This window comes from Verrucomicrobiia bacterium (genome assembly GCA_035577545.1).
GTDB lineage: Bacteria > Verrucomicrobiota > Verrucomicrobiia > Palsa-1439 > Palsa-1439 > Palsa-1439.
In genome coordinates this window covers 31,949-47,603 of the sequence record DATLVI010000013.1, presented here as the reverse complement: position 1 = coordinate 47,603, position 15,655 = coordinate 31,949, and the positions used below count along the sequence as shown (strand labels likewise).

Sequence of the window (15,655 nt, the reverse complement as noted above, 5' to 3'; positions counted from 1 at the left end):
TTATCATGATTCAAATGGGCAAAATTTTTATCGGGCTTGTTCTGTGGAACATCGTCCTGTTCGGCGTGACCATCTGGCTGGGCGTCACACATCGCACCGCGCATTGGCAACACGAGGCGCTGGGTGTGCTTACGGCGATTTATACACTCCTGACTCATTGCATCGTGATGATGCATTTCATGGGCTCTGGGAAAGGCATCAAGGAGGCAGTCGAGACTTACGATTTGCCGGATGATCCCAAAACCGGCTACGTCCGCCGCACCAAGAAATTCAAAGGCCGCACGTCTGGACTGGCCACGCTCTCCTGCCTGCTAATCATCGCCGCCGCCTGGCTGGGTGGGGCAAAGGATGTCGGGATGCTCAAGGGAATGACGCATGCGTGGTTTTCGTACTTCGTGGTCATCTTTAACCTGTACTCCTTCTGGGTGGAATACAAAGTCATCGACGAGAACACTGCGATGATCCGCGAGATCGACGCGAAGATCGCGGCTAAAACTTGATCAACCTTTCGACGGCAGTTTCTGGAATCTCTGCCATACCTTCCGGGCCACGCGTTGCGCTTCGGCCCGAATCTTCTCTTCATCCACGCCGATGACACGGCGATTCTTCACGACCCAGCGTCCATTCACCATCACATCGGTCACAAATTGCGACGACATGCCGAAGATCAGATGACCGTAGAGATTCTGCGGTGTGACCGGAGTGGGCGTCGGATAATCCAGCACGACCAGATCCGCAGCGTAACCCACATCCAGCGCCCCGAGCCGCGTATCAAGGTGCACCGATGCCAAACTTTGCGCACCGGTGAGAAATCCAACGACGTCGCCAATGCCAAGCCCGTTCCGCCCATCGCGCGCCTTGAACCACGCGAACTTCACTTCCTCAAACATGTCCGCGCCAATGCCATCGGTGCCGAGCGCCACGCGTTTGCCCATCTGCTGCACGGGCGCGTAGCCGACCGCGTTATTCATGTTCGAGCGCGGATTGTGCGCGAACCAACAACCCGTATTCTTCGCCACATCGAGCGACAGCTTGTCCAAATGCGTGCCGTGCCCGAGAATTGTTTTTGACCCCAGTACGCCGGCTTCAGCCAGGCGGTCAATCAACGGCATTCCATACTTTTTCGTGCAGTCCGCCTGATCACAGGGATCTTCCGCCACATGAATGTGAACGCCCGATTTCAAGCCCTCGGCCAATTCCGCGCAGGCCCACAGCGATTCGTTGGAAAGCGTGAACGAGGCGTGCGCCCCGATCAGTCCGCCGAACATCGGCCCGCGGTTCTTGGTGACCCAGGCCTCGTTTTCCTCCAAGCCCAGCTTCGCCCCGTGCATTCCGTTGCGGTCGGTCACTTCGTAGCACAACACACCGCGCAAACCGACTTTCTCAAACGCTTCCCCCATGATGCCGAGTGAGCCACGAATGAAGTTCGGTGAGGCGTGATGATCGATCAGCGTCGTTGTCCCGCAACGCGCAGCGTCAAGCGCGCCGACGAGCGCGCTGTAATAGACCGCCTCGTCGTCGAGCGCACGGTCCAATGTCCACCACACATACTTGAGGATTTCGTAGAAGTTGCGCGGCGTCTTCTTTGGAGCGGGCATTCCACGCGCGAGCGCGGAATAAAGATGCGTGTGTCCGCAAACCATCCCCGGCATCACGAACCTGCCCGAGAGATCCAGCGTCTTCTCGCCCGCCTCGGTTTTGAGCTTCTTCCCCTTGGCGGCGATGAGACCGCGCTCAATGCGCAAATCAGCGCGCTCGACCGCGGAACCTGCAAACGAAAGTAGCGTGGCGTTCTTAATCAGCATGGCTTCGCCAAGCGGTTAACATGAATCTCCCACCCCCGTCAATCCCGCGCTTGCCTGGGACGCTGACAACCATTTTCGCTTTGCTGGCTCACAATGGATAAGGGTAAGATTGGGAGAGATGAACATCCCCATGCCTTTCAAGTCGACGCATCCCCAGGAGACGTTCGACCGGCTGGCGCGACGGGCGTTGTTTGGGTTCATCATGACGTTCATCACTTCACGAATCTGCGTGTTCCTGATCATGTCGGACCGGATGCCCAACTTCTATTTTTTTCTGCAGGGCACACATGTCCATCACCTCAACTATGGCATCTTCCTGCTCTCCGCTGTTTGTGGTTACTCCGTCTTTGCGCGGCCTGATGGACGTAAGTGTGAACTCGCCGCATTGCTCTACGGTATAGCCATGGGTCTGACATTCGATGAGTTCGGGATGTGGCTGCATCTGGGCGGCAGCTATTGGCAACGGGCGAGCGTTGACGCCGTCATTGTCGTGGCGGCAGTGATCGGCCTCATTGCCTACACGCCATCACTTGAACGCCTTGAAAAGCAACACTTCCAGGCATTTATCGCCGTCCTCGTCGCAATCGTTGGGTTCGTATCCGTCATCTTCTCGACCGGCACCTACATTGGCAACCTCGTCGGACCAACGCTTCTTGAGCTGGAACGCAAATCGTCGCCCTAGTCAATTGGCAGGCAAGAGCTCTTCGTAGATTTCACGAGTTTTGCCAGTGGCGTGGCGGTAAGCCCCTAGAAATTCAGCGACGGTGGCAAACCCGAGGCGCCTGGCGAGGTGTTGTTGTTCACGATCGTCGACGGGGATCCTGGAGACGCTGGTGTTCTCGACACGGCGCAGGACGGATTCGATGCGGCGGAGAAAGAAGTAATTCGTCCGCAGCAACGCGCTGGCGTCTTCTTCAATGAGGCCGAGCGCGGTGAGTCGGTTCAGCACCGCCAGCGTGTGGGCGGTGCGCAATTGCGGGTAGGTATGACCGTGCCGCAACTGCAACGCCTGAACCAGGAATTCCACGTCTACCAATCCGCCCGGGCCGGTCTTGAATTCCAGATCGACGCGCTGCTGGTCGCCGCGTTCGGTCTCGATGCGGTGGCGCATCTGCCGGACTTGTTCCAATTCCTCCGTAGTCGCCGCGCGGCCGTAGACAATCTCGTGCACCATCTGCATGAAGTCCTGGCCGAGTTTGGCGTCGCCCGCAACGAAGCGCGCCTTGATGAGCGCTTGCCGCTCCCAAAGCTGCGCGCGCTTGATGTAGTAATCGCGATGCGCATCCAAGGAACTCGCCAGCGTCCCTTTCACGCCGTCGGGCCGCAGCCGCGGGTCCACCGGAAACAGCGCGCCGGCACTGGTCTGCCGTCCCATGAAATCAATCACGCTCGACGCCAGTTTGATTGCCCGGGCCTGGTCGTTCGGGCCGGTTCCACCGACGAAGAGCACGTCGAGGTCTGCGCCGTAACCGAGTTCCCGGCCGCCGAACTTGCCCATGCCGATCACGACGAACGAAAGCCTTTTTAGTCCAAGTTCCTTCTGTGCGTGCGCCACGGCGAAACGCAGGCATGCCTCCGCCAGCGCCGTCATCTGCGTGTGGGTCTGCTCGATGTCCACCAAGCCCATCACGTCCTCAATCCCGATGCGCACCATTTCCGACTGCTTCCAACGTCGCGCCACAGCCATCGGTTCCGAATCCTCTTCCTGCGCCGCGCATAATTCCTTATACATGCGGTCCAGGCCCTTTGGATCGCTCAGTGCGCCGCCGCTGATCTCGTCGAGTAACTCCGGCTGGCGCGCGAGCGCCTCGCTCAAATAGCGGCTCGCATCGCCCAGGCGCATCAGCATTTCGACGAGCTTCGGGTGGCTCGCGAAAATCTCATAAAGTAAACCACGCGAGCCGTAGGCGCTCACGAATCTGTCGAACCGCGCCAGGGCCGCGTCGGGATCCGCCACCAGCCTCGAGCAGCCCAGCAGCGCGGGGAACAAACTGACAAACAGGTCCTTCGTCCGTTGAGACACGTGCCCGAATCCGGGTCCGTCCCAGAGATTCTCGACCACCTTCAGCGCCGCCGACACATCCGCAAACCCCGCGTCCGCCAACGCCCCGGGTAATTTATCCGGCGCCAGCAACGTCTCCGCCGTCTTCGTGGCGCCGCTGACCCCGGCGTCGGCGAGTACCGACTCGTAAATCTTGCGCACCGCCGTGGTATGGGCCCCTTGCGCTGCGTAAAACTTCTTCACCGTGTTGAACCCCAGGCTGCGCGCCAGCCGATAAAGCGCGTGCTCTTCGTCGGGAATCGTGTGCGTTTGCAGTTCCATCTCCATCTGCAAGCGGTGTTCGACGTTGCGCAGAAACCGGTAGGCATCCGCCAAGGCCGTCGCCTCCGCCTCGGAGAGCGTCTTCGTTTTCACCAGCGTCAGGAGGGTTCGCAACGTATTCCGGTCGCGCAACTGCACCAGCCGAGCCCCGCGCAGGATTTGAAACGCTTGCACGATGAATTCAATCTCGCGGATGCCGCCGATCCCGAGTTTGACGTGTCGGCTGAGGTGCCCTTCGCGCACGACTTCCTCTTCGATGCGCTTCTTCAGGGCGGCCATCTGCTGGATCACGTTTTCCCCCGCATGCCGCGCGTACACAAACGGCTGCACCATCTCGATAAACTCCCCGCCGACCTTCTCATCGCCAGCCACGGGCCGCCCTTTGATCAATGCCATGCGCTCCCATGTCTCGCCGAACTCCGCGTAGTAATTTTCGCAACTGTCAAGCGACCGCACGAGCGGGCCGGATTTGCCCTCGGGTCGCAGCCGCAGATCGATGCGGAAGATGTTTCCCTCGGCGCTCGATGCGGCGACGGCACGGATAATCTCCTCGGCGAGTTTGGTGAAGAACTGGTGGTTGGTAAGCGTCGGCGTGAGGGCCCCTTCTTCGCCATAGACGAAGATTACGTCCACATCGCTGGAATAATTGAGTTCCTGGCCGCCGAGTTTTCCCATGCCGACGATAGAGAAGCGTCCGGTAGCCGTCACCGTGCTTTCTTTTAGTTTGTATTGCGCGCGCAACGAGCCCAGCGCGATCTCAAACACCGACTGCAAACACACGTCGGCCAGGTTCGACAATTCCAGCGTGGTCTCCTCCACCGTGGCGCTCCCGACCAGGTCGCGCGCGCCGATGCGCAGCGTTTCGCGGCGACGGAAGCGACGGATTGCGTCGTACTTCTGCGCGGGAACCCGGATTGGCAACAGGAGGCGCTTCAATTCGGCCGCGAGCCAGGCTTTCTCGCGCGGTCTCTCGAGTGTCTGCGACGCAATGAGGAAGTGGAAGTGCTCGGCGTTGCGCGTCAGCGTATCGGCGAGGGCCTGCGAGTGCGCGAAAATCTTTACCAGCAACTCGAGCCGGTCCGGTGATTCATGCAGGTAGTGGTAGAAAATGTTGGGATTCGGCAGGGCCGCCACGAGACGCTCGAAATTGACCAGCGCCCGGTCGGGGTCGGCCGACTTCTCGCAGGCCCGGAGCAAGTGGCTGAAAACTGTCGTCAGATTGCGGCGCTGCAATTCGTCTTCGTATAACCGCCCGATGGCGGCAAGCACCCGCGCGGCATCCCGGAACCCGTGGTCGCGCAACAACTGTTGGGCGACCGGCTTCGAGGACGGGCGTTTGCCAATCAGCCGGGGAAGCAGGTTTACCGTCTTCGACGACGAGCGCCGCGTGGAGGCGGTCTTTACCGATGACTTTTTCTGGCGCTTGTGCGGCATGCGGGTTTACCGCTGTCGCTTCTGCATCAAATCCTTCGCGGATTCAAGTATCTTCCGCTCGCGACGGGTCAGGCTCTGCATGCCTTCACGAGCGATCTTATCGAGAATCGGATCGACCTGTTCCTGGATAAACTCCTCGGATGACATGTTGCGCGGGGTCGGACGCGGGCGTGGTTTCAGCCGCGCAGTGATGCCCTGAAGCCAGAGCAGCCATCGGGGCGTCGTGCCGTAGCCGAGCTGTTTGATGTACAGGTAACCGAAAGCCGCGCCGCCGAGATGCGCAAGGTTGGCCACACCGCCACCCCCACCCTGCAACAGCACCGCGACATCGATCGCGACCGCAATCATGGCCAGGTATTTCGCGCGCAGGGTGATGGGCAGGATGAAAAACAGCAGCAATGTCAATTCGCGGTCGGGAAATAATGTCGCAAACGCGACCACGCACCCGAGCACCGCGGCGGACGCACCGATGCACGTGGCATAGACCTGATGTTCCCCGATCACGTACGGCGTGAAGTTGAATGACAGCCACAGCGCCGCGCCGACGATACCCGACATGAAGTACAGTCGCGTAAAATACTTCTGGCCGATGAAGTATTCGACTTCGGTGCCAAAGAACCACAGGAAAAACATATTGCCCAGGATGTGCCAGACATTGGCGTGCAGAAACATGTACGTCACGAACTGCCACACAAAGCCGCGACGTATTCCATCGGCGCTCAAAGTGAGGTACCGATCCAGGTACGGGAGATTCGACGCGTTACCGATGAGCTGGAGAAAGAAAATAACGATGTTAACGACGATGAGGAGCTTTACGACCGAGCCGAAGCGGGCGACCAAATCACGAAACGGGCCTGAGAACCGATCAAACGGCCCGCCTACCCTCTGTTGATTCGACGACCCCAACATAACCCTAGAAGAATAGAACACTTTTACGATGCTCGCAAATCGAAACCCGGTTTTACCGCTGGCCAAGCTCGCGAATCATGGCCAGCGTCTCTTTGCCGAATTGCCGGGCTTTGGCGGGACCGATGCCGCGCACTTCCAGCAGCTCGGCGTCCGACTGCGGCTTGACGCGGGCCAGCTCTTGCAGGGTCCGGTCGGGATAAATGATATACGCGGGCACATTGCCGAGAGCCGCCGCCTTGTCCCGCCGCCAGGCGCGCAATGCGTCGAACAGCTTCTCGTCGTAATCGCCGGGTTCATCACGTTTAGAGGCAGCGCCCTTCGACGTGCGTGCGGAGGAACGCGGTTTGGCTTTGACGTCGGGCAAGACCATGGGAATTCGCTGCTTTTTCCGCATGATGTCGCCGCCCAGTTCGGTCAGGGAAAGTGTCGGGTATTGACCGCTGCTTACTGCCAGACAACCGGTGCGAATGAGGGTGTTCAACAGACCCCACACGTAGTCCTCACCCAAATCCTTCAACAACCCGTACGTGCTGAGCCGATCCAGCCGGGTGTCGAGGACTTCCTTTGAGCGCGACCCGACCAAACACTGCGCGATACGTCCGCGCCCGAAGCATCCGTCGACGCGCGCCACGCAGCTCAGGGCTTTCTGGATGGCGACCGTCTCTTCGTCGGTCGGGAAGCGGGCCGCGGAATCGGCTTTCGCGAGGCAATTGTCACAGACGGTGCATCCCTCCCCCGTTTCCGTGTCGCCGAAATACTGCAGGATGAAATGATGACGGCAACCGTGATGGTCGGCGTACGCGATCATCCGGTGCAATTTGGCGAAATCGCGCTCGCGCTTCTTGTCCAGCCGCTCGAAATCGATGGGCAGTTCGTCGAGTGGCTTGATCGGGTCCACGAGCCGCGTCGTGTAGGTGCGCGAGCCTTGTTGGTATTCGCGTTTGATGAAATTCGCGCGTTCCAGTTGGTACAGTGCTGAGCCGACGGCCATGCTGTTCTTCGTTGAGGGCACCAACTCGGCAATATCGGAGATGGGCAATTGAATCGGGCCGTTTAGGGCGAGCCGGCGCAGCACGTGATACAGGTTCGCGATCACTTCGCGCGACGGATTGGCGCCTTCGATGAAAAACTCCTGCGTCCGCACGTCGGCGTAATTGTAGAGGACCTCGCAACGGGAGGGTTCGCCATCGCGTCCTGCACGGCCCGCTTCCTGGTAGTAGGCTTCGATACTGCCGGGAATGTCGTAGTGAATGACGAACCGCAGATCGGCGCGATCGATACCCATGCCGAACGCGTTCGTCGCCACGGCTACGCCGCAGTTGCCGTTCATGAACTTCGTCTGGGCTTTCGTGCGCTGGTCGTCGGTCAGCCCGGCGTGATAGGCGACGCAGGGAATCTTTTCGCCCTTGAGGTGGGTGGCGACCTTCTCAACGTTCTTGCGCGTCGCGCAATAGACGATGCCGGTTTTTAATTGCGTGGCGAATTCCACAATGCGCGCCAGCTTCTCCGCCCGGCCCTTGGCGGAGGTCATGCCCAGCGTCAGATTGTGGCGCGCGAACCCGGAAACGAACACGCGGGGCGGTTGCCTGCCGAATTTACCAAGGCCCAACTGTTCGATGATGTCCTCGCGGACCTCCGGCGTCGCGGTGGCGGTCAACGCCATGACCTGCGGCTGCCCCAAATCCTTTAATGCCCATTTCAAGCGGATGTAATCGGGCCGGAAGTCGTGGCCCCATTGCGAGATGCAATGCGCCTCGTCGACAGCGAAGAGCGCGATGGACAGCGGCGCGAGGGCCTGCACGAACCGCTCGCTCTTGAAACGTTCGGGCGCGATGTACACCAGCCGATATTCTCCACGCGCCATCGCGTCGATCCGCTCGTTCAGCTCCGACTGGCCCAGCGAGGAGTTGATGAATGTTGCGGGGATCTTCTTTTCCAACAGCGAATCCACCTGGTCTTTCATCAAGGCAATCAGTGGCGACACCACAACCGTGATTCCTTCAAGCGCCAACGCTGGCAATTGATAGCAGAGCGACTTCCCTCCGCCCGTCGGCATGATGACCAGCGCATCGTGCCCTTCCACGATGGCATTGACCACATCCTCCTGCCCCTCGAGGAATTCCCGGAACCCGAAGTGGGTTTCAAGGAGTTGATGCGGTGAAATCGCCACGGTCATGGGCTGGATTTTAGGAGCGTCAACGGACGCTGGCAAGCGCGGCGGAGATCATTCCTCTTCGTCATCGACCAGGGATCCGCCGGGGTGGAGGTCGTAGCGGAGGCCGATGCAGCCTTTGGAGCAGAGCCAGTCGGCGATGGCGGGCGGGCCGTTGAACGCATCGCGCAGGGAGAGCCACGGGAAATTCAGCATCAATCCCGCGCGGGTCACGGTTCCCCACCCTGCGGAGTAACGGTCCGCGCCGGGCAACGGTTGGCCATCGGACATGGGAATCTGTCCCAAACGCACGGAGACGGCCTGTAGCGCGGCGCGGTAATCGCCGTTCGTGCTCGGATACGTTGGCAGCGCCGCGTAGAGGTCAACAACCTGCTCGTCAACTTTCTCCGCACCTTCCTTTCGGACGGTTTCGACGGCGCTCCTGGCCAGATTGGCATACAAGTCTTTCATGTTGCCGCGCAAGGCCGCGAGTTCTTCCTGGTCACCCCGCTTCTGCGCCTGGAGGATCCGTTTTTGCAGCGCAACAACCGCAGGATCGCCGTAGCGCTTCATGCTGGCCTGCTGCAGTTTCGCGTAGGTATGGCGCGCGAGGGCATGTTGCGCCCGCTCGTCGGCGGTGCGGGCGTCGGGCGCGATCCAAGGGGGAATGAGATGCATACTGGACGACGCGCTGAGGTATTCCTGCACCTCCTCCTGGATCGCCTCGGCCACGCTGTTGTTCGGCGCGACGCAGATGAGCGCCATGGCCGCCGGAAAATTCGTAGCCGCGACGAAAGCATTCGTGTTCACCAACTCAAGGTCGGCCAGCCATTTCCTGCGTCTTACAGTGTCATTCGCGGGCAAAGCAACCATCAGCGTCGAGCCGAAGATCCGCACAGCGGCATTGGCGGGCAGCGCGTTGGTGAATCCCGGCAACATTTTCTCTGCCCCGGCGGGCGTGGCGAACGTGGCGATCAGAGTGCTATGGACCGTGGTCGAGAATCCCGATGCCCCGGCGCCCTGCCAGATTCGGTCGGAACCGCAGACGAGCTTGTGTTGGGCCCGGTTCGTCGCGGCGGTTGCCACCATGTTCCGCAAGTCGCTCCGCTGCCCGAGGAGAAATACTCCTGCGAATACGAGGGCCGCCATGCCTCCCATGACCTGCAGGAAGACCAGCGCAAGGGAAGCCGCCCAGCCTGGCGGGCGCGCGTTCAGGGTCTCGAAGACCTGCAGCGTGTACTGCGCGAGGACTTGATTGGTCACACGTTTGGGGAACGCTTGCTTCAGTTCGCCGATGATCACTTGCGCGGTCTCAGTCGGGATCGTCTGATCGTCGGGCGACACGGGCGGGAGGCCGCGCTTGCGCAACCGGCCCGCGATGCGCGCCAGGCGGAATGCAGGGACCAATCCCACAAGCATGAAAATGCCGAGGTACATGAGAATCCGATCCCCGCTGAAGCCGCCCCCGACAATCAATGCCAGGGCAGCCAGCGCGCGAAAACCCGTGTCGAGCAGGTAATGTCGCGAAAACAGGGTGGCATGCATCACCCAGCCACCGTCGAGGGGCAGCACGGGCAGCAGGTTGAATCCATTGAGAATCAGCGCCAACATCGCGACCTTGGTCAGCCAGGCTTTGTGCAGCACAATCCCCGCGAAGCCGAGGAGAGTGCCCAGCACAATGCCGGGCAACGGACCCATCAGGGAGACCACCGCTTTTTTCCAGCCGGGCACGTTGTAATTCTTGCCGGTCACGGCCGCCCCGAAGAAGGGGATGAAGAACATCCGCACATTCCGATAATCGAATATCTGCATGGCCACGTAATGCCCAAACTCGTGGAACAGGAGAATCGGAATCAACAGCAGCGTGATCTTCCAGGACCACCGCGCCGCGCCGGCACCCAGGAAGAACACAATCGACACCGCAAGAATCACAATGGCATTCCCCCAGCTCGTGCGTTTCTCCTGGATCTGGTTCAACTGCGCGAGTACCTCGGCGTGCTCCAGGCCGCTGGCAGTGGACGCCTTGATCGAGTCACCGAATGCCTGTGCGATCTGCTCCTCGGCATTGGTCAGGGGCTTGAACACGCCTCGCTTCAGATGAAAGTCACGCAACGCGGCGTGGTAACGCTCGACGGCATCCCGCACATCGTCCGCCGTCCGGATCGGCACCATGGTCTTTCGCGTCGTTTCCTTCGCAAGCTCGTGCTGGTGGGAAGTCCACAACGGGGCCGGTTTGGCATTCAGGACGCGATTGATCCGGCAGGAGGCGGGCGCTTCGAAGTGCGCTTTGCCTGCCGAAGAGACAAGGAACGTGCCGTCGTTGAACTCCGACACGAACAGCGGGAAGATGAAGTGTTTCGCCGGATACGGGCGGTTCCAAATCCGGTATTGAATGCAGGCGAAGGCCCGCCCGGAGTTCTCGTAAAGCACCACACGGTAGACTTTTGTCTGGTGGAAATTGTCGTCGATCGCGTAGTAGACCGGCGATTGAAACCCACAAGCGGCCAATTCGGTGATTAACGGTTGCAAGCGTTCGCGCACCGCTTCGGGGAACGCTTCCGGCCCGACCTCGAATGGCCGCAGTGAATCCACGGTCGGGTCGGCGCTGGAAGAGGGAATAGGGATATGCAGGAGTTTGATCAGCCACGCGAGGAGCACCACCGGCGAGCGGTTGCTCCACCAGTATTCGCGAAAACTGAAGCGGGTGCTGTCGACCTTGTAGAACATGTCGCCTCGGGAAACTGGGCGGGATTAGACTACAAGCCGCGACGGCGACCAAGACAAAAAGATGGCGAGCCTGGGGGGATTCGAATCCGCCGAAGGCGGACAAGCGCTCTTGGAGTGCAGCATTGTTCGCCTTGGGTTGTGACCGCAATGACTGTCCTTGGACGCGAAGGAATTTTTAGAGAAAAATGGTGAGCCGGGAGGGATTCGAACCCTCGACCCACGGCTTAAAAGGCCGTTGCTCTACCAACTGAGCTACCGGCTCGCCGGTCGCGGTAACCACGCGGGGGACGGGAGCGGGGGCGAATGTAGCGAGTTTGGGAAGCGGCGTCAACTTCGGGATTCGTCGCGATGGGGTCAGGTAGTGACGCCATCACCTGCGGCCGCGTTTTATCGTAAATGAACTATCAGCAATTCTGTTCTGGACATCGGATTCCGATAATGGTATGGTTGGCACCGTTCTTTGACATCCGCCGTCGCCAAGGCTATGGCGGACACGTCGGCGCGACAGCGCAGTGTCTCTTGTGTGAAAATGATGCGCCGCAAAACATGCTTTTTGCGAAACGAACCCACCGCTTTCCGTGTGTGTTTTGAGTGTATCCGTCAGCCTGATAAAGGGTTATAACTTTGGAAGGCGGATTTTTCGGTGGGTTCGTTCTGGAAAAACGAACCCACCGGACACCACAATTGGCCTGTTTTGAGGGGGGTTCGGTTGCCGCAACAACCACATTGCGGCATCTCGTCCGACTCGGTTTGGAAAAACGAACCCACCGGAGGCCACAAGAGGGGGCATTTTGTGCGTCGCGTGGCCAGATTTTGGGTTCGTCTGCGGCAGAAGCACAGTGAGTGGTGTCTCGTCCAACTCGGCGCGGCTCACCGGGAGGTTCGCCCTCCCACGGACAGCGGCTCACCGGGAGGTTCGCACGCCGCCTTAACTTCTTGGAGGTGACGGCGCGTGTGGCACGCCGGTGGGCGGGCGTCAAAAGCAAATCTCCGCGGCTTCTTTCCGTTCGGTAGTTCTCAATAGGGCTTGTGTTATCCGCAGTTTCTGGCACAAAGGGCGGCTGTAGGAGAAGTTCGTCAGCACCGGACGGAGAAACAACCAGTAATGAATTGGAGAACTTTCATGAGGCAACGGCGCGTCAGACTGTCAATACGAACCTGGGGATGTGATCACGCGCGATTCATTTTCGCCGGGGTGGCACTGGTAATGATACTGGCAGGCCAGGGTGATTCCGCCTGGGCGGCCACGGATAACTGGACTGCGAGCAGTGCCGGGAGCTGGTTCACCGCGGGGAACTGGTCGGTAGGTGTGCCTTCGCCCGCCGATGACGCCATTATTACCAACACAAGCGCCATCGTCGAAGGGGCGACCGGGGCGACAGCGAACAGCCTGACAGTCCAGGGCGGGAACGTCACGGTTGGCAGTATCAGCGGCGGCTCGCTCACCGTCGGTGGTGAAATTGCCGTGGGTACTTTGGGTACTTCCGCCAGCCTGACCTTCAACCTTGGCACCATTTCCGTGAACACACTGAGCATCGGGGCGAACGGCAGTTATTCCGACACATCTTCCGGCACGATCATTCTCTCGGGTTCCTCCCCCACCATCAACGTGGCAGGTGGTGTGACCGTTGTCATGAATAGCCAGGTCACGGGCACCAGCGGATTGATCAAGGGTAGCCTGGGCACATTGACGCTCGCAGGCAATAACACCTACAGCGGCGGCACGACGATCAGCCTGGGCACGTTGCAAGTGGGTAACGGCGGGACCAGCGGATCTCTCGGCGATGGCGACGTGGTTGACAATGCCTCATTAATCTTCAGTCGCAGTGACAGCGACGTGGTTACCAACTCGATCAGTGGCACCGGTAGCCTGACCCAGGCCGGCAGCGGCACGCTGATACTCATTGGGACGAACAGCTATACGGGACGCACGATTATTAACGCCGGCACCCTGCAAGTTGGCAACGGCGGGACCATCGGAACGCTAGGCAGCGGTGACGTGACCAATAACTCCGCGTTGGCCTTCAATCGCAGCGACAGCCTGGCGGTCAGCAATAACATCAGCGGCGGCGGGAACCTGATCCAGGCCGGGAGCGGCACGCTGGTACTTGTAGGGTCGAACACCTATGCTGGCAGCACAACCATCAGTACCGGGACCCTGCAAGTGGGTGATGGCGGCACGAACGGCACCTTGGGCACCGGGAACGTGATTAACAAGTCGGCGTTGGTTTTTGACCACAGCGACAGCGTGGTGGTCAGCAACTCGATTAGTGGCGGGGGCAGCCTGACCCAGGCGGGCAGCGGCACGCTGATCTTGGCCGTCAGCAACACCTACACGGGGAAGACGATCATCAGTTCGGGCACGTTGCAGGTGGGCCTCGGTGGTACCAGCGGCTCGCTGGGCAGCGGGACCGTAAGCAACGATTCCGCATTGGTTTTCAATCTCAGCAACACCATCCTGGTGACCAACTTCATCAGCGGCATCGGCAGCCTGACTCAAGCGGGGACCGGCACACTGATACTCAGCAACGTGAATACCTATAGCGGCGGCACGTGGATCAGCAACGGCGGCACGCTGGCCGTAAGGAACGGCAATGCATTGGGCAGTGGCGATCTGAATCTAATTGACGGCACACTGAAGCTGACCACCGGGATTGTCGTGAACGTTGGCGGCAACTACACGCAGGGCACGAACGGCAGCCTGGAGGTGGACATTGGCGGCACGAACCGGTTTGGCCAACTCAACATCGCAGGGGCGGCGAGCCTCGACGGTACCGTACATGTCGCCCAGGTTGGCGGCTATGTGCCGCAACACAACGATCAATTCACGCTGCTCATCGCGAGCAATGGCGTGTCGGGAACATTCTCCACAGTTACCAACGACATCGTCCACAGCTTGCTCCTGAACCCGAATTTGATCTACGGCACAAACGATGTGATCCTGCAGTGGGCGCAAGCGTCGTTCGTACCCTTTGCGCTGACGCGGAACCAAAAGGCGGTGGCACACGCCCTGGATCTCGCCGCGCCTTCCACCAGCACATCGACCGTGGCGCTGATTGATTTCCTGGATAACGTTTCCGATGTGACAAACGATTTACCGGCGGCGTTCAACCTGATCGCGCCCGAAGAGTTGACGGCAATGTACACGGCCGCGTTCGCCGGCATGGAAGCCCAGGGCAGCCGATTCCTGAAGCGGGCCAACGAATTGCGCGCAGGTTACCGCAACTTGTATATCAACGCGTACAACGACTACGCAACGGGCGGAGGCGGGGCCGGTACGCCACCGGCTGACCCGACTACGACCGGGTCGTCCAGCGATATTTTCGCCAGGACGCTGGACAATCCGTGGAGCATTTACATGGACGGCGGCGGTAAGTTTGTGGATGTGGGGGGCGATACCAACGCCGCGGGCTACAATCTATCCAGCGGTGATTTTTCGGTCGGCCTCGACCGGTGGCTCAACAAGCAATTGGTGGTGGGCGGGGGCCTAAGCTACGACAGCAGCTCGGTGGGCCTGACCGGCACCGGGCATATCGACATGAAGAGCTACCTTGGTGCGATCTACGCGGCATGGTTCGCCGAGGGATTGCACATCGAAGGACAGGCTGGCGGCGGCCTCAATTCCTACAACACACGCCGACAAGGATTGCAGGGCCTCGCCAACGGCAGCACCGATGGCCTCGAGTGGAACGGGCTCCTGGGCGGCGGTTACGACTGGCAGAACGGACCATGGAGTTACGGCCCGCAACTTGTCGTTCAGTACATGTCGGCAAGTATCGACCCATTCACCGAGAAGGGATCCCTCGCCCCGCTGCATGTCGAGTCGCAGACGGCCGATTCGTTGCACACCCAACTGGGCGCGGACCTGCGCTATCGCAGCTACGTGCGACCGACTTTGACATTCATCACACCAGAGTTATCCCTTGCCTGGCAGCACAACTATTTGGCGGACAGCTATCCGCTGAGATCGCGGTTGGCCAACGGCGATGGCGGTGTTTTCACCGTCCACGGGCCGGCCATCGGGAGCGATAGCGTCCTGATAAGTTTGGGGATCACCGTTCAGTGGAAGCCGAGTCTCAGCACCTACCTGCATTACACGCTGCAGGCGGGGACAAGTGGCTACCAGGCAAACTCTGTGGATGCGGGATTGCAACTTAACTTTTAAGGAGCAGTCGCTTTCGACAGCTCGGGTGCGGGGTTGATGGGGCTGCGGTGCTATTGAGGGCAGCGCATCCCGAAGGCATTTCCGGAGAAAGTCACAATCCCATTCGTTGCTGGGGATTACCATCTCCCCGTAACATTCAT

General features: G+C 59.9%; 8 protein-coding genes and 1 tRNA gene. 3 read left to right on the top strand and 6 right to left on the bottom strand.

Features of this window, described 5'->3' with window-relative positions:
* Positions 1-14: 14 nt before the first annotated feature.
* On the top strand, positions 15-500 hold the full coding sequence (locus VNL17_04445) for a hypothetical protein (GenBank protein HXI83324.1): 486 nt from the start codon (positions 15-17) through the stop codon (positions 498-500).
* Here VNL17_04445 and ssnA read toward each other — a convergent pair whose 3' ends face one another.
* Positions 501-1,805 (bottom strand): putative aminohydrolase SsnA, encoded by a 1,305-nt coding sequence (ssnA, locus tag VNL17_04440; GenBank protein ID HXI83323.1) that lies wholly within the window; start codon positions 1,803-1,805, stop codon positions 501-503.
* Between the two features lie 130 nt (positions 1,806-1,935).
* On the opposite strand from ssnA, the gene VNL17_04435 reads away from it, so the two are divergent.
* Positions 1,936-2,487 (top strand): hypothetical protein, encoded by a 552-nt coding sequence (locus VNL17_04435; protein HXI83322.1) that lies wholly within the window; start codon positions 1,936-1,938, stop codon positions 2,485-2,487.
* Here VNL17_04435 and glnE read toward each other — a convergent pair whose 3' ends face one another.
* From glnE to VNL17_04410, 5 genes are all read right to left on the bottom strand, one after another.
* The gene (gene glnE / locus VNL17_04430) at positions 2,488-5,562 is read right to left on the bottom strand and encodes a bifunctional [glutamate--ammonia ligase]-adenylyl-L-tyrosine phosphorylase/[glutamate--ammonia-ligase] adenylyltransferase (protein HXI83321.1); all 3,075 of its coding nucleotides are present in this window, start codon (positions 5,560-5,562) and stop codon (positions 2,488-2,490) included.
* Positions 5,563-5,568: 6 nt separating this feature from the next.
* Positions 5,569-6,471 (bottom strand): rhomboid family intramembrane serine protease, encoded by a 903-nt coding sequence (locus tag VNL17_04425; protein HXI83320.1) that lies wholly within the window; start codon positions 6,469-6,471, stop codon positions 5,569-5,571.
* A gap of 52 nt (positions 6,472-6,523) precedes the next feature.
* Positions 6,524-8,647 (bottom strand): RecQ family ATP-dependent DNA helicase, encoded by a 2,124-nt coding sequence (locus VNL17_04420; protein ID HXI83319.1) that lies wholly within the window; start codon positions 8,645-8,647, stop codon positions 6,524-6,526.
* Positions 8,648-8,695: 48 nt separating this feature from the next.
* Entirely contained in the window at positions 8,696-11,350 is a 2,655-nt protein-coding gene (locus VNL17_04415) for a site-2 protease family protein (protein ID HXI83318.1), read from the bottom strand.
* 186 nt (positions 11,351-11,536) lie between these two features.
* Positions 11,537-11,612 (bottom strand) — tRNA-Lys (locus tag VNL17_04410).
* A gap of 945 nt (positions 11,613-12,557) precedes the next feature.
* On the opposite strand from VNL17_04410, the gene VNL17_04405 reads away from it, so the two are divergent.
* Positions 12,558-15,515, top strand: a complete 2,958-nt coding sequence (locus VNL17_04405; protein HXI83317.1) for an autotransporter domain-containing protein — start codon at positions 12,558-12,560, stop codon at positions 15,513-15,515.
* Positions 15,516-15,655: the final 140 nt, after the last annotated feature.